The following is a 13,802-nucleotide window of genomic DNA, read 5'->3' on the forward strand; positions in this document are numbered from 1 at the left end:
CGGGCGACTCAGGAACATAGTTTAATTTACGGATAGATCCTAAGTCATGGCTCTGCGCGCGATCCCCATCCGTAGGGCCGGCAACCGAGAAAACCTGTTCATGGGCGGGGATCGTGAGCTGGTGATGTTCTCGGGCCTGCTGGCCGGCGCGCTGATTTTCAGCGCCCAAGAAGTGAGGGCAACGGTGTTCGGCATCGCCTTGTGGTTCGGCGCGCTCTTCGCGCTGCGCCTCATGGCGAAGGCCGATCCGAAGCTGCGACACGTGTACCTGCGGCACCGCCGGTACAAGCCGTACTACCCGGCTCGCAGCACGCCCTTCCGTGACAACACGCCGAGTCAAGGGAAGCAATACAAATGATCGAAGCAATCGCAATTGCCATTGCTGTGCTCGGTGCGGTTCTGTTGCTCATCCTCTTTGCCCGCATCCGGGCTGTCGATGCCGAGCTGAAGCTCAAGAAGCATCGCGCCAAGGATGCCGGCCTGGCCGATCTGCTCAATTACGCCGCCGTGGTCGATGACGGCGTGATCGTGGGCAAGAACGGCTCCTTTATGGCCGCCTGGCTGTACAAGGGTGATGACAACGCCAGCAGCACCGAGGAACAGCGGGAAATGGTGTCGTTCCGCATCAACCAGGCCCTGGCGGGCCTGGGGAACGGCTGGATGGTGCATGTCGATGCTGTGCGTCGGCCTGCGCCGAACTACTCGGAGCGGGGCGTGTCATCGTTCCCCGACTCCGTTTCCTTCGCCATTGACGAGGAACGCCGGCGCTTGTTCGAGGGCCTGGGCGCGATGTTCGAGGGCTACTTTGTCCTGACCGTCACGTGGTTCCCGCCAGTGCTGGCCCAGCGCAAGTTTGTCGAACTCATGTTCGATGACGATGCGGTGGCTCCCGACCATACGGCGCGCACTACGGGCCTGATTGCGCAGTTCAAGCGCGAGATCACCAGCCTGGAATCGCGCCTGTCCTCGGCGGTCAAGATGACGCGCCTGCGCGGCCAAAAAGTCGTGTCGGAAGAGGGCAGGGAAGTCACGCACGATGACTTCCTGAGCTGGTTGCAGTTCTGCGTGACGGGCCTCCATCACCCGGTCATGCTGCCCAGCAATCCGATGTACCTCGATGCGGTAATCGGCGGGCAAGAGCTGTGGGGCGGCGTCGTGCCCAAGATCGGGCGCAAGTTCATCCAGGTGGTCGCCATCGAAGGCTTCCCCTTGGAGTCAACGCCTGGGGTGCTCTCGGCCCTGGCCGAGCTGCCCAGCGAATACCGCTGGTCGAGCCGCTTCATCTTCATGGATCAGCACGAGTCCTTGAAGCACCTGGACAAGTTCCGCAAGAAGTGGAAGCAGAAGATTCGCGGCTTCTTCGATCAGGTGTTCAACACGAATACCGGCTCGATCAACCAGGACGCGGCCGCGATGGTCGGCGACGCCGAGGCGGCCATCGCCGAGGTCAACAGCGGCTTGGTGGCGGCCGGCTACTACACCAGCGTAGTCGTGCTGATGGACGAGGATCGGGAGCGCCTGGCGGCCTCCGCGCTCCTGGTCGAGAAGGCCGTCAACCGCCTGGCCTTCGCGGCCCGTATCGAGACGATCAACACGCTCGATGCGTACCTGGGCAGCTTGCCCGGCCACGGCGTCGAGAACGTGCGCCGGCCGCTCATCAACACGATGAACCTGGCCGACCTGCTGCCGACAAGCTCGATCTGGACGGGCAGCGCCACGGCTCCGTGCCCGATGTACCCGCCGCTGTCGCCGGCGCTCATGCACTGCGTGACGGTGGGCGCTACGCCGTTCCGCCTGAACCTGCACGTGCGCGACCTGGGCCACACCTTCATGTTCGGCCCGACCGGCGCAGGCAAATCGACGCACCTGGGCATCATCGCCGCGCAGCTCCGTCGCTACGCCGGCATGTCGATCTACGCCTTCGACAAGGGCATGTCGATGTACCCACTCGCGGCCGGCATCCGCGCGGCCACGAAGGGCAAGAGCGGCCTGCATTTCACGGTGGCCGCCGACGATGACCGCCTGGCGTTCTGCCCGCTCCAGTTCCTCGAAACGAAGGGGGATAGGGCCTGGGCGATGGAGTGGATCGACACCATCCTGGCGTTGAACGGCGTCAACACCACGCCGGCGCAGCGCAACGAGATCGGCAACGCGATCATGAGCATGCACGCCAGCGGCGCGCGCACGCTCTCCGAGTTCTCGGTGACGATTCAGGACGAGGCGATCCGCGAGGCCATCAAGCAGTACACGGTGGACGGCTCGATGGGCCACCTGCTCGACGCCGAAGAGGACGGCCTGTCGCTGTCCGACTTCACGGTGTTCGAGATCGAAGAGCTGATGAACCTGGGCGAGAAGTTCGCGCTGCCGGTGCTGCTCTACCTGTTCCGCCGCATCGAGCGCGCACTGAAAGGCCAGCCCTCCGTCATCATCCTGGACGAAGCCTGGTTGATGCTGGGCCACCCCGCGTTCCGCGCCAAGATCAGGGAATGGCTCAAGGTGCTGCGCAAGGCCAACTGCCTTGTGCTGATGGCGACGCAAAGCCTCTCCGACGCGGCCAACTCGGGCATCTTGGACGTGATCGTGGAATCGACCGCGACCAAGATTTTCCTGCCTAACGTCTACGCCAGGGATGAGGACACATCGGCGCTCTATCGCCGTATGGGCCTCAACGCGCGTCAGATCGAAATCCTGGCGACTGCCATTCCGAAGCGTCAGTACTACTACGTCTCGGAGAACGGCCGCCGTCTCTATGACCTTGCCCTGGGGCCGATGGCCCTGGCCTTCGTCGGTGCGTCCGACAAGGAATCGGTCGCCACCATCAAGAGCCTCGAAGCCAAGTTCGGCCACGAATGGGTGCATGAGTGGCTGGCCGGCCGTGGGCTGAATCTCAACGACTACCTGGAGGCCGCATGAGCATCGCCGACACCCTCAAGGGCTTGATCTTCAAGAAGCCCGCCAACTCCGCCGAGCCGCGCGATCCGCGCCGCTCGAAGGAACCGCTCGCCGGCGGCCGCCGTGCGGGCGAGGCCGAGAACCCCTACCTGGCCGCGCGCCGCACCTGGAACGATCACGTGGGCAGCGTCGTCTCGCAGCGCCAAACCTGGCAGGTGATAGGCATCCTGTCGCTGTTGATCGCGCTGGCCGGCGTGGGTGGCGTGATCCACATCGGCAGCCAGTCGAAGTTCATCCCCTACGTGGTCGAGGTGGACAAGCTGGGCCAGACGGTGGCCGCCGGCCCGGTGCAGGCCGCAGGGAAGGCCGATCCGCGTGTCATCCACGCCGCCGTTGCGGACTGGATGAGCTGCGCGCGCATGGTGTCGCCTGACGTGGCCTTGCAGCGCAAGTGCGTGTTCAAGGCGTACTCGATGCTCGCCCCCAACGATCCGGCGACGCCAAAGATGAACGAGTGGTTGAACGGCACGCCCGATTCCAGCCCGTTCAAGCGCGCCGAGAAGGAAATGGTCAGCGTCGAGATCAAGACCGTCATCCCGCAAACGCCCGACACCTGGCAAGTCGAGTGGGTGGAAACCACGCGCGACCGCCAAGGCACGCTGAAAGGTCAGCCCGTCACCTGGCGCGCGCTCGTGACTACCTACATCGCCGAGGTCACGCCCAACACCACCGATGAGCAACTGCGGAACAACCCGTTGAGCATCTACGTGCGTGATTACTCCTGGTCCCGCATCCAATGAATTCGAGGTCATCCACCATGAAGAAAACCCTCTCCGCTTTGATCGTGGGCGCTGCTGTGGCGGTGCCCTCCCTGGCTCTGGCCGCCCCTGGCGACGACATTGCCGACAAGTATTTCAACAAGACCAACCCGACGCTGACCGCTCAAGAGCGCGCGGCGCTCGCCATCGCCAAACGGTGGGAAGCGGGGTCGGCGACCGGCATCAAGCCGGTGGCCGGCTCGGGCGGTGCCATCAAGTTCGTGTACGGCGCGCAGCAGCCGAGCATCGTTTGCGCGGTGCTCCAGGTGTGCGACGTGGCCTTGCAGCCCGGCGAACAAGTGAACTCGATCAACCTGGGCGACACGGCCAGGTGGGCGGTGGAACCGGCCATCACCGGCAGCGGCGCGACCGAGGTTCAGCACCTCATCATCAAGCCGATGGACGTGGGCCTCGAAACCAGCCTGGTTGTGACCACGAACCGCCGCAGCTACCACTTCCGCCTGCGCTCGCATCGCACCGAGTACATGCCGCAAGTCTCGTTCACGTACCCCGAGGAAGCGCAAGCCAAGTGGGACGCGATCCAGCGCCGCGAGAAGCAGGAACGCACCGACAACACCCTGCCGGCGACGGGCGAGTACCTGGGCGATCTCTCGTTCGACTATGAGCTGTCCGGGTCGGCGAGCTGGAAGCCTGTGCGCGTCTACAACGATGGCCGCAAGACCATCATCGAAATGCCCGGCACGATGCAGCAGACCGAAGCGCCGACGCTCCTGGTCGTGCGCAAAGAGGGCGGCTTGTTCACCGACGACGAAACGGTGCTGGTCAATTACCGCGTGCAGGGCAATCGCTACATCGTGGACACGGTGTTTGACCGCGCGATCCTGATTGCCGGTGTTGGCAGTAGCCAAGACCGCGTGACCATCAGCCGGAGGAAGTGACCATGCGCAAGATCGTCTCTCTCGCGCTGCTCGCCCTCGCCCTGGGCCTCGGCGGCTGCGCAACCACCAGCCAGTACGGCAACTTCGTCCAGTCGGCCGCGCTCGATCAGCAGAAGCTCGCCACCGACGCGGTGCAGCAGCTCGCCACGCTGTACGCGCCGGCGCGCACGCGCCTGGAGCTGCAACAGCCGACGCCCGATCCGTTCGGCCAGGCGCTCGTCAAGTCGCTGCGCGACAAGGGCTATGCCCTCCTGGAGTACGCCCCGGCCGGCGCTTCCACGCAGGCCCCGGCCTCGGCGGCATCGCAGGCGAGCGCACCGGCCACCACGGCCGCGTCGGGCGGCCTGCCGTTGCGCTACGTGCTCGACCAGGCTGGCGACTCGAACCTGTACCGCCTGACCTTGATGGTCGGCAATCAATCCATCACCCGCCCTTACCTGGCGCAAAACGGCACGTTCGCGCCGGCCGGGTACTGGGTGCGCAAGGAGTGACGCCATGACAGAAAACGCCGATCAGATGGCACCTGACGCTTCGCCTGGCGAAGTGTCCAAGAAGGCGGGCGTCCGTCGCGTCAACAACATGCCCATGTACATCCTCGGCGGCGTCCTGCTGTCGTTCGTGCTGGTCATGGCCCTGGTCGCGGCGGATCGCGCGGCCAAGCAGAACGCGCCGGCGGACGGCCCCAAGGAGAAGGCCGGCAACACGTCGATGTTCGCCAAGGAGATCGCAGGCGACAAGACCGGCGGCTTGATCGAGCCGGCAAGCCCGCTCAAGGTGCCCGACATGCCGACCGGCCCGGCGTCGGCTCCGCTGGAGATCGCGCGGCCGTCCAACCCGGACGCGCCGCCGGCCCCGCCGGCCAACCCCGGCAACCCGGGCCAGCCGGTGAACGACGACGAGGCCCAGCGCATCCGCATGGCGAAGATGCAGATGTTCGGCGAAGCCGTGAAGGCCAAGACCACCGTGCGCGTGGATGCCCCGCGTAGCAACGGCTCCGCGCCGGGTGGCCCGAGCACCTACACCGGCACGCCGCAGACGCGCGATGAAATGCTGAACCGCATCGCAGCGGTGCAGCAGCAAATCGACGCGCAGCGCAGCAACGATCCGACCGCCGCCTATCAAGCACGCCTGGCGCAGATTCGCGGCATGGGCGTCGGTGGTGGCGGCGCGGCTCCGGCCGCCGGCGGCATGGGCGCGGGCGGTGCGCCGCAGCTCCTGCAAACCTCGACCAGCGGCGGCGGGCGCAACAGCATGGCGCAGTTCGGCCAAGGTGGGCAGGGCGACCGCTGGAAGCTGGATTCGCAGCCGGAAGCGCCGCGCACACCGTTCGAGCTGCGCGCGGGCTTCGTCGTGCCGGCCACGCTCATTTCGGGCATCAACTCCGATCTGCCGGGCCAAATCATGGCCCAGGTCGCGCAGGACGTGTACGACACACCGACCGGCAAGCACCTGTTGATCCCGCAGGGATCGCGCCTCGTCGGCTCGTATTCGAGCGACGTGGCCTACGGCCAAGCGCGCGTGCTGGTTGCGTGGCAACGCATCGTGTTCCCCGATGGCAAGGCGATGGACATTGGCGCGATGCCGGGCGCGGACAGCGCGGGATACGCGGGCTTCCACGACCAGGTGAACAACCACTATGTGCGCCTGTTCGGCTCGGCCTTCCTCATGTCCGGCGTGACAGCAGGCATCACCTACAGCCAACGCCAGAACCAGGCCACAAACACCTATGGCGCACCGAGCGCCAGCAGTGCCCTAAGCGAAGCCCTCGGCCAGCAGCTCGGCCAGGTTACGGCGCAACTCATCGCCAAGAACCTGAGCATTTCGCCGACGCTGGAAATTCGGCCGGGGTATCGCTTCAACGTCGTGGTCACGAAGGACATGACGTTTTCCAAGCCGTACCGTTCCTTCGATTACTAACGCCATAGGAGAAAAGCACCATGAAGCCGAAGTTTTTAGCCGCTAAATTGGCCCTCGTCATTGCTGTTTCGAGCACGCTGGCGGTCACACCTGTGCAGGCTGGCATCCCCGTCATCGACGGCACCAACCTGTCGCAGAACATCATGACGGCCATCGAATCGGTGGCCCAGACGCTCAAGCAAATTGAGCAGTACAGCACCCAGCTCCAGCAGTATCAAAACCAACTCCAGAACACGATGGCCCCGGCCGCGTATATCTGGGATCAGGCGCAATCGACCATCAACGGGTTGATGAACGCGGTCAACACGCTGGATTACTACAAGACCCAACTCGGCAGCCTGGACAGCTACATCGGCAAGTTCCAGGACGTGAACTACTACAAGAACTCGCCGTGCTTTACGGCGGCAGGGTGCTCCGACGCGGAACGCGCAGCACTTCGGAATGTGGCCCAGCTCGCGAGCGAGTCGCAGAAGAAGGCCAACGATGCCTTGTTCAAGGGCCTCGATAGGCAGCAAACGAATCTCACGGCCGATGCAGCGACGTTGCAGCGTCTTCAATCGGCAGCGCAGGGCGCGCAGGGCCAAATGCAGGCCATCGGCTACGCCAACCAGCTCGCCAGCCAGCAGGCCAACCAGCTCTTGCAGATTCGTGGCCTGCTGATCGCGCAGCAGAACGCGATGGCAACCAAGATGCAGGCCGACGCCGACAAGGAAGCCCAGCAGGCGGCAGCGGCCGCACAACTGCGCCAGGGCAGCTACCGGGCCAGCCCGGCGCGCACCTGGTAAGGGGGATTCATGAAAGCAATCAAGGCTCTGTCCTTGGCCTCGGCCGCCCTCGTGGCGGCCTTGGTCGCCGGCTGCGACAACAAGCCGGCCACGGCCCCCATGCCGGAAGTGAACGACGAGAACTGCAAGCCCGAGAACATCGCCAAGATCGAGGACAAGGGCGTCCAGCAGGCTTTTTCGTCGCTGTGCTTGCGTCGTGGTGGGGATTTCAAGCCCAGCCCGAAACGCGAATGGTGAGGTGCTGACGATGAGAATGCCAGCCAATCTAAAAACCCTCGCCCTGCCGCTGTTCGTCTGGCTGGCGTTCTTCGCGGTCGATGCCCACGCGGCCATCGACAACGCCGGCGTGTTCGATAGCGTGCTGGATCGCTACCAGGCCGCCGCGAGCGGCTGGGCCGGTGTCATCACCACGGCCGCAACCTGGCTCTTCTGGACGCTGGTTGTGATCTCGATGGTCTGGACGTTCGGCATGATGGCCTTGCGCAAGGCCGACATTGGCGAGTTCTTCGCGGAGTTCGTCCGCTTCACGATCTTTACCGGCTTCTTCTGGTGGGCGCTAACCAACGGCCCTAACTTCGCCTCGTCCATCTATGCGTCGTTGCGGCAGCTCGCCGGCAACGCGACGGGCCTGGGCAATGCTCTGTCGCCCTCGGGCATCGTGGACGTGGGCTTTGCGATCTTCGACAAGGTGATGGATCAGTCCTCGGTGTGGTCGCCGGTGGACAGCATGGCCGGCATCCTCATGGCCGTGGCGATCCTGGTCATCCTGGCCCTGGTCGGTGTGAATATGCTTCTGCTGCTCGCGTCGGGCTGGGTGCTCGCCTACGGCGGCGTGTTCTTCCTCGGCTTCGGTGGTTCGCGCTGGACTTCCGACATGGCGATCAACTACTACAAGGTCGTCCTGGGCGTGGCCGCGCAGCTCTTCGCAATGGTGCTCCTGGTGGGCATCGGCAAGACCTTCCTCGATGACTACTACTCGCGCATGAGCGCCGGCATCAGCCTCAAGGAAATGGGCGTGATGCTGATCGTCGTCATCATCCTCTTGGCGTTGGTCAACAAGATTCCGCCGCTCATCGCCGGGATCATCACCGGCGCGAGCGTGGGCGGTGCCGGCATCGGCCAGTTCGGTGCAGGTGCTGCGTTGGGTGCCGCAGGCATGGCAGCAGCAGCGGCCGCGACCGGCGGCGCCGCTCTGGCCGCCGGCGCAGCCTCGGCCGCCGGTGGTGCCTCTGCCGTCATGGCCGCCTTCTCGAAGGCCAATGAGAACGTGTCGGCAGGCACGGACGTTATGTCGGCCTTCTCGGGCGGCGGCAGCTCGGGCGGCGGTGCGGGCGGCGGCGGCGACGCCGGCACCGGCAGCACGCCCTTCGCTCAGGCTGCGGGCTTTAGCGGCAGCTCCGGCGGTGGCTCTTCGTCGGGTGGCGGCAGCCCCTCGACCGGCAGCAGCTCGGGCAGCTCGAAGGGCGGCGATAAGGGCGGCGGCAAAGCCGACGCCGGCGGCCAGGGCAGCAGCTCGACGGCCAGCACCGGCAGCAGTGCCGACAAGGCCGCCAAGAACGAACCCAAGCCCGCCGGCGGGGCAGGGCAAGGGCAGCAGGCCGCACCGGGCAGCACCGGCCCCGGCTTGCTCGCATCGGCCGCATCGGCCCTCGGCACGGCCGGCCGCATCGCCGCCGACGCCGGCGCGAACTTGGCGAAGGGAACCGCCGATGTTGCCAAGGCCAAAGCCGCGAGCCTGCGCGAAGCCGCAGCCGAGCGGATCGCCGACACCACTGGCGGAAAGATCGCCGCCGCGATCAAGGCGCAAGGAAGCGGCACGGCCGAGAACATCGACGTGCCCGACCAGCAGCCCGCGCCGAGCTTCGGCGACAACAGCCTGGCAGGCGGCCCTGCCGATGCCGATCCCGAGTCCGAAGTAGCTGCGTTCGCCAACCGCGAGCAAGGCCGCGACGGCACAACTGCGTAACCAAGGAGAGTCCAACCATGAAGAAGAAACTGTTTGCCCTGGCCGCCCTCGTGGCAGCCCTCGGATCGACCGCCGGCACGGCCAGCGCGCAAGACGTGCTGACCGGCGACACGCGCCTGGCCTGCGAGGCGATCCTGTGCCTGTCGTCGGGCACGCGCCCGAGCGAATGCACGCCGTCGCTGTCGCGGTACTTCAACATCACGAAGCGCAAGCTGTCGGACACGATCCGCGCCCGCCTGAACTTCCTCCAGCTTTGCCCGGTGGCGAGCCAGACGCCGGAAATGCAGTCGCTCGTGTCGGCGATCTCGCGCGGCGCTGGCCGGTGCGACGCGCAGTCGCTGAACTCGACGTTGGTGATGTGGACGGGCGGCTACGACGATGGGCGCACGTACATCAGCAACCAGTTGCCTGACTACTGCGGGGCCTACACCGGCCACGCCTACACCGACTTCGCCAGCAGCGGCACGCTGCCGCGCTATGTCGGGACGCCAGAGCGGGGCGGGTATTGGGTCGAAGCGCGCGACTATGACCGCGCCTTGGCCGAGTACAACGAACGCATCCGGCGCGAGGACGAAGAGCGCCGCCGTCAGTCCTGGCTGAACTGAGGGAGGGGAGGGCATGCCGTTCTTCGCCGATCTGCCGCCGCAGCTCCAGGAGCGCGTCGTCTGCTCGATCTCGGCCGCCGTCAAGTACGAGGTGCCGGTCAACATCGTGTTGGCCGTCGCCGAGAAAGAGGGCGGCAAGCCGGGCCAGTGGGTGCGCAACTCGAATGGCACGCATGACGTTGGCCCGATGCAGTTCAACACCGCGTACCTGGGCGACCTGGCCCGATACGGCATCACGGCGAACGATGTGGCGGCTGCCGGCTGCTACTCGTTCGACCTGGCCGCCTGGCGGCTGCGGATGCACATCCGCAACGACAAGGGCGACCTCTGGACGAAGGCGGCGAACTACCACTCGCGCACGCCGCAGTACAACGCGGTGTACCGGGCCGACTTGATGCGCAAGGCGTCGAAGTGGGCCGATTGGCTCGAAGCTCGGTTCGTCACGCTTGACGTGACGAAGGCCGGGGCCACGCCCTCGACGCCCAGCCAGCCCGCGACGGTGGCCCAGCGGGCGACGCCGGCGGCCAGGCCGGCACCAGCACCCCAGCAGGCCGCCCCAGCGGCCGCAGCAGCTCGCAGCGTGTCGGTGGCCGGCTACGTGCCCCGCACGGTGTCTTTCAACACTTCACGCGAGGGGTCGGCCGAGTAGGCCGGCTCTTCCGATTTAGCGGCTAAACATGGACAAATTCCACGCCTTCATGATGCGGTACACGCTGGGCGTCGGCCGGTTGCTTCAAGCCTATTGCAAGTGGGCGGAAGGGCAGGCCAAGAACCAGCTCGATTTGCTTCTGCTGGGCCTCGGCCCGATCTTCGCCTTGGGCCTTCTGCTGTGGGCGCTGCCGGCGTGGATCGGCAAGCCCATCGCCTTCGTGCTCTCACTGCCAGCGCTCTACATCATCTTCCTGGTGCTGCGCGCCTACGCGATTCGCGGGGGCCGGCGCTGATGAAGGCCCTGCGGATTCCTGATGGAACCGTCGAAGCGTTGAAGTGGCTCGCACTGGTTCTCATGACCGGCGATCACGTCAACAAGTACCTGTTCAACGCGACGCTGCCGGTGCTGTTCGAGGCCGGCCGCGTGGCGCTCCCCCTTTTCGTGTTCGTCCTGGCCTACAACCTGGCCCGGCCGGGCACGCTCGAACGCGGCGTGTACGGCCGCACCATGTCGCGCCTGGCGATGTTCGGCGCGCTGGCCTCCGTGCCCTTCGTGGCCCTCGGCGGCCTGTACGCCGGTTGGTGGCCGCTCAACGTGATGTTCACGCTGCTGGTCGTCACGGCCACGGCTTACCTGGTCGAACGTGGCGGCAAGCTGCACCTGGCGGCCGCCGGCGTGGTGTTCCTGGTCGGCGGCAGCTCGGTCGAATATTGGTGGCCGGCCGTGGCTTTCGGCCTGGCGGTGTGGTCGTACACGCGCCGGCCGAGCTGGGCCGCCGCGGCGGTCGCGGTGCTGGCCTGCGCGGCCCTGTGGTTCGTCAATCGCAACCTGTGGGCCTTGGCAGCCCTGCCGGTGCTCTTCCTGGCCTCGCGGGTGGATGTGCGCGTGCCGCGCCTGCGCTGGGCCTTCTACGCCTATTACCCGCTGCACCTGGCCTCGCTCTGGTTGATCCGCATCCCCATGAGCAAGGCCGGCTACCTGTTCTTCTGATTGGAGTCCTGCCCCATGCGAAAACCCGTTCTTCTGGCCCTCTCTCTGGCGTTCCTGGTCAGCGCGCAAAGCGCACTGGCCGCCGGCGACGCCGGCAACTTCGGCACGCCGATCAAGTCCGGCGTATCGGTGTCCTTCCCCGACAGCAGCGCGACATTCCAGCCGACGCCAGAGGCCCTGGAGCTGCTGGCCGACGCTAGGAATGCGGCGATCATCTACATCAGCGGGCGCACCAGCACACTACGGCCCAGCGCGGCCGATGAGGCCCTTGCACTACGCCGTGCGCTCTCGGCCAGGTCGTACTTGGTGGCGCGCGGCGTCTCGCCGCTCAAGATCATGGTGAACTTCGCATCGGCCGCCGATTTCGTGGCAGACAACTCGACGGCCGAGGGCCGGCGCGAGAACCAGCGCGTGGACATTGAGGTGGTCTACATCCCCACCTACTGAGCGATCCGGCATCGCCATTCCTGGCGGTGCTGCAGGTCGCTCCAGCAGCTTCGCATCGTCGGCTCTGACGATGCAGGCCCGGCCGGCTTCCCTTGACAGCATCGCCATTTCTGACGATGCTGGCCAAGTCCCGATTTACTCCAGGAAGAAGGCCATGAGATACCCCGGCGGCAAGGGCGGTGCCGGCGTCTACCAGACGATCATCAACAACATCCCGCCTCACGACACGTACATCGAAACGCACCTGGGCGGCGGCAACATCCTGGAGCGCAAGCGGCCCGCTGCCCGCAGCGTCGGCATCGACGTTGATCCCGAGGTGATCGAGGTCTGGCAGCAGCTCGACGTGCCCGGCCTGGAGCTGCACCACGGCGACGCCGTGGCCTGGCTGGAGTCCCACCAGTTCACCGGCTCCGAGTTCGTCTACGCCGATCCGCCCTACGTGATGGACAGCCGGCGCGGCGGCAAGCTATACCGCCACGAATACGACGACGCCGACCACGTGCGGCTGCTCGACGTGCTGGCCGGCTTGCCGTGCGCGGTGATGGTGTCGGGCTACAGCTCAACGATCTATGACAGCTCTCCCTTGGCGTCATGGAGAACCATCGACTTCAACGCGATGACGCGCGGCGGCATCGCTATCGAACGGCTGTGGATGAACTACCCCGAGCCGGCCGAGCTGCACGATCTGCGCTACCTCGGCAGCAACTTCCGCGAGCGCGAGCGCATCAAGCGGAAGAAAGCCCGCTGGCAAGCGAAGCTCGCCAAGCTCGATCCGCTGGAGCGGGCGGCGATCATGGAATGCCTGCGCGAGCTGGAGGCGGCCGAGTAGGTCACGCCTGCGCCTGGTTGTGCAGCGCCCATACGCGCTTGACCTGGCTTTCACTGCACCCGGCCAGCCTGGCCGTCTCTGGAATGCTGTGGCCTGCGCTGCGCAGCGCCACGATGCGTTCATGCACCTTTGTGTTGGCCTTGCGGCCGGTGTAGCGGCCGGCGTCCTTCGCCAGCTCGACGCCCTGCCGCTGCCGCTCGCGGCGATCCTCGTAGTCGTCGCGGGCCATCTGCAACGCCAGCTTCAAAAGCATGTCCTGGATCGACTCCAGCACCACCTTTGCCACGCCCTTCGCCTCGGCGGCCAGGTCGGATAGATCGACCACGCCAGGGACAGCCAGGCGCGCGCCCTGGGCGCGGATCGAGGCCACGAGGCGTTCGGCCTCGGGCAGCGGCAGGCGGCTGATGCGGTCGATCTTCTCCGCAACGACGACTTCACCGGGTTGCAGGTCGCCGATCATGCGCAGCAGCTCGGCGCGATCGGCGCGAGCGCCCGAAGCCTTCTCGCGGTAGATGCCGGCGACGTAGAAGCCGGCGGCCCTGGTGCTCTCCACGATGGCGGCCTGCCTGGTCAAGTCCTGCTCGTCGGTGCTGACGCGCAAGTAGATGCGCGCGACCTTGAAAGCGACGCCGGCGGCCTGGTGCTCGGTCGGCGTCCGCATGATGCGGTCGGCACCTTCGACCAGGCCATCGCCGCCGACGCGCAGCGGTGGCGTCTTGGCGAGCGCCTGGCGCGCTGCGCGTGACTGGCGCGGCATGGCCGCAATCTGTGTTTCCTGGGCGGTGCGCGGCGTGATGATCGCGCTGCGCTTCGCCTTGGTCTTGCCTGGGAAGTAGCCGTTGCGGCTGGTCATGGGTTCCTCCGGTCATTTTGGGTATACGCAAAGTGTCCGGTCATGCTACCCCCGGCCAAAAAGGCCGTCATGCGATTTATCTTGGCCGGGTCGTTATTGGCGGGTCTAAATGGCCGCTCCGTGGATCTCATCGCCAGAAATGGCGATGC

The 13,802-nt window shown here is 65.9% G+C and carries 16 protein-coding genes; 15 read left to right on the plus strand and 1 reads right to left on the minus strand.

Annotated elements, in window-relative coordinates:
* Positions 1-46 precede the first annotated feature (46 nt).
* The 15 genes from J8G26_RS15295 (at position 47) to J8G26_RS15365 (ending at position 12,800) form a co-directional block, all read left to right on the plus strand.
* The gene (locus tag J8G26_RS15295; RefSeq protein ID WP_001207961.1) at positions 47-358 is read left to right on the plus strand and encodes a conjugal transfer protein TrbD; all 312 of its coding nucleotides are present in this window, start codon (positions 47-49) and stop codon (positions 356-358) included.
* Positions 355-2,913 carry a VirB4 family type IV secretion/conjugal transfer ATPase gene (locus J8G26_RS15300; RefSeq protein WP_011114047.1) on the plus strand — a complete coding sequence of 853 codons (2,559 nt, stop codon included), beginning with the start codon at positions 355-357 and terminating at the stop codon, positions 2,911-2,913. The genes J8G26_RS15295 and J8G26_RS15300 overlap by 4 nt, the downstream gene beginning before the upstream one ends.
* Positions 2,910-3,692 (plus strand): conjugal transfer protein TrbF, encoded by a 783-nt coding sequence (locus tag J8G26_RS15305; protein ID WP_011114048.1) that lies wholly within the window; start codon positions 2,910-2,912, stop codon positions 3,690-3,692. Before J8G26_RS15300 ends, J8G26_RS15305 begins: the two co-directional genes overlap by 4 nt.
* Before the next feature lie 17 nt (positions 3,693-3,709).
* The gene (trbG, locus tag J8G26_RS15310) at positions 3,710-4,609 is read left to right on the plus strand and encodes a P-type conjugative transfer protein TrbG (RefSeq protein ID WP_210570027.1); all 900 of its coding nucleotides are present in this window, start codon (positions 3,710-3,712) and stop codon (positions 4,607-4,609) included.
* Between the two features lie 2 nt (positions 4,610-4,611).
* A complete protein-coding gene (locus J8G26_RS15315) occupies positions 4,612-5,100 on the plus strand; it encodes a conjugal transfer protein TrbH (protein WP_006122479.1) in 489 nt (162 codons plus the stop codon).
* Positions 5,101-5,104: 4 nt separating this feature from the next.
* On the plus strand, positions 5,105-6,526 hold the full coding sequence (locus J8G26_RS15320; protein ID WP_011114050.1) for a TrbI/VirB10 family protein: 1,422 nt from the start codon (positions 5,105-5,107) through the stop codon (positions 6,524-6,526).
* A 20-nt stretch (positions 6,527-6,546) separates the two neighbouring features.
* Entirely contained in the window at positions 6,547-7,311 is a 765-nt protein-coding gene (gene trbJ, locus J8G26_RS15325; RefSeq protein WP_010890135.1) for a P-type conjugative transfer protein TrbJ, read from the plus strand.
* Between the two features lie 9 nt (positions 7,312-7,320).
* The gene (gene trbK, locus J8G26_RS15330) at positions 7,321-7,548 is read left to right on the plus strand and encodes an entry exclusion lipoprotein TrbK (protein ID WP_000644148.1); all 228 of its coding nucleotides are present in this window, start codon (positions 7,321-7,323) and stop codon (positions 7,546-7,548) included.
* Positions 7,549-7,558: 10 nt separating this feature from the next.
* Complete coding sequence (gene trbL / locus J8G26_RS15335) at positions 7,559-9,277, plus strand: P-type conjugative transfer protein TrbL (RefSeq protein ID WP_011114051.1); 1,719 nt, start codon at positions 7,559-7,561, stop codon at positions 9,275-9,277.
* Between the two features lie 17 nt (positions 9,278-9,294).
* Positions 9,295-9,882 carry a TrbM/KikA/MpfK family conjugal transfer protein gene (locus J8G26_RS15340; RefSeq protein ID WP_010890138.1) on the plus strand — a complete coding sequence of 196 codons (588 nt, stop codon included), beginning with the start codon at positions 9,295-9,297 and terminating at the stop codon, positions 9,880-9,882.
* A gap of 13 nt (positions 9,883-9,895) precedes the next feature.
* Positions 9,896-10,531 carry a transglycosylase SLT domain-containing protein gene (locus tag J8G26_RS15345; RefSeq protein WP_011114052.1) on the plus strand — a complete coding sequence of 212 codons (636 nt, stop codon included), beginning with the start codon at positions 9,896-9,898 and terminating at the stop codon, positions 10,529-10,531.
* Between the two features lie 28 nt (positions 10,532-10,559).
* Positions 10,560-10,826, plus strand: coding sequence for a hypothetical protein (locus J8G26_RS15350; RefSeq protein WP_010890140.1), 267 nt, complete (start codon positions 10,560-10,562; stop codon positions 10,824-10,826).
* Positions 10,826-11,524 (plus strand): TraX family protein, encoded by a 699-nt coding sequence (locus J8G26_RS15355; RefSeq protein WP_011114053.1) that lies wholly within the window; start codon positions 10,826-10,828, stop codon positions 11,522-11,524. The genes J8G26_RS15350 and J8G26_RS15355 overlap by 1 nt, the downstream gene beginning before the upstream one ends.
* A 15-nt stretch (positions 11,525-11,539) precedes the next feature.
* Positions 11,540-11,971 (plus strand): OmpA family protein, encoded by a 432-nt coding sequence (locus J8G26_RS15360; protein ID WP_001665065.1) that lies wholly within the window; start codon positions 11,540-11,542, stop codon positions 11,969-11,971.
* A 154-nt stretch (positions 11,972-12,125) separates the two neighbouring features.
* Positions 12,126-12,800: a DNA methylase gene (locus J8G26_RS15365; protein ID WP_011178411.1), complete on the plus strand. Its 675-nt coding sequence runs from the start codon at positions 12,126-12,128 to the stop codon at positions 12,798-12,800.
* A 1-nt stretch (position 12,801) separates the two neighbouring features.
* Here the strand turns inward: J8G26_RS15365 and J8G26_RS15370 are convergent, their stop codons facing one another.
* Positions 12,802-13,461 carry a recombinase family protein gene (locus J8G26_RS15370; protein ID WP_011178412.1) on the minus strand — a complete coding sequence of 220 codons (660 nt, stop codon included), beginning with the start codon at positions 13,459-13,461 and terminating at the stop codon, positions 12,802-12,804.
* Between the last annotated feature and the right edge of the window lie 341 nt (positions 13,462-13,802).

It is taken from the genome of Acidovorax sp. JG5 (genome assembly GCF_017939685.1).
In the GTDB taxonomy this organism is placed as follows: domain Bacteria; phylum Pseudomonadota; class Gammaproteobacteria; order Burkholderiales; family Burkholderiaceae_C; genus Acidovorax.

Excerpts from the sequence above, each read along its gene's own strand:
- J8G26_RS15295 (WP_001207961.1), top strand. The coding sequence starts at position 47 with ATGGCTCTGCGCGCGATCCCCATCCGTAGGGCCGGCAACCGAGAAAAC.
- J8G26_RS15300 (WP_011114047.1), top strand. The coding sequence starts at position 355 with ATGATCGAAGCAATCGCAATTGCCATTGCTGTGCTCGGTGCGGTTCTG.
- J8G26_RS15305 (WP_011114048.1), top strand. The coding sequence starts at position 2,910 with ATGAGCATCGCCGACACCCTCAAGGGCTTGATCTTCAAGAAGCCCGCC.
- trbG (WP_210570027.1), top strand. The coding sequence starts at position 3,710 with ATGAAGAAAACCCTCTCCGCTTTGATCGTGGGCGCTGCTGTGGCGGTG.
- J8G26_RS15315 (WP_006122479.1), top strand. The coding sequence starts at position 4,612 with ATGCGCAAGATCGTCTCTCTCGCGCTGCTCGCCCTCGCCCTGGGCCTC.
- J8G26_RS15320 (WP_011114050.1), top strand. The coding sequence starts at position 5,105 with ATGACAGAAAACGCCGATCAGATGGCACCTGACGCTTCGCCTGGCGAA.
- trbJ (WP_010890135.1), top strand. The coding sequence starts at position 6,547 with ATGAAGCCGAAGTTTTTAGCCGCTAAATTGGCCCTCGTCATTGCTGTT.
- trbK (WP_000644148.1), top strand. The coding sequence starts at position 7,321 with ATGAAAGCAATCAAGGCTCTGTCCTTGGCCTCGGCCGCCCTCGTGGCG.
- trbL (WP_011114051.1), top strand. The coding sequence starts at position 7,559 with ATGAGAATGCCAGCCAATCTAAAAACCCTCGCCCTGCCGCTGTTCGTC.
- J8G26_RS15340 (WP_010890138.1), top strand. The coding sequence starts at position 9,295 with ATGAAGAAGAAACTGTTTGCCCTGGCCGCCCTCGTGGCAGCCCTCGGA.
- J8G26_RS15345 (WP_011114052.1), top strand. The coding sequence starts at position 9,896 with ATGCCGTTCTTCGCCGATCTGCCGCCGCAGCTCCAGGAGCGCGTCGTC.
- J8G26_RS15350 (WP_010890140.1), top strand. The coding sequence starts at position 10,560 with ATGGACAAATTCCACGCCTTCATGATGCGGTACACGCTGGGCGTCGGC.
- J8G26_RS15355 (WP_011114053.1), top strand. The coding sequence starts at position 10,826 with ATGAAGGCCCTGCGGATTCCTGATGGAACCGTCGAAGCGTTGAAGTGG.
- J8G26_RS15360 (WP_001665065.1), top strand. The coding sequence starts at position 11,540 with ATGCGAAAACCCGTTCTTCTGGCCCTCTCTCTGGCGTTCCTGGTCAGC.
- J8G26_RS15365 (WP_011178411.1), top strand. The coding sequence starts at position 12,126 with ATGAGATACCCCGGCGGCAAGGGCGGTGCCGGCGTCTACCAGACGATC.
- J8G26_RS15370 (WP_011178412.1), bottom strand. The coding sequence starts at position 13,461 with ATGCGGACGCCGACCGAGCACCAGGCCGCCGGCGTCGCTTTCAAGGTC.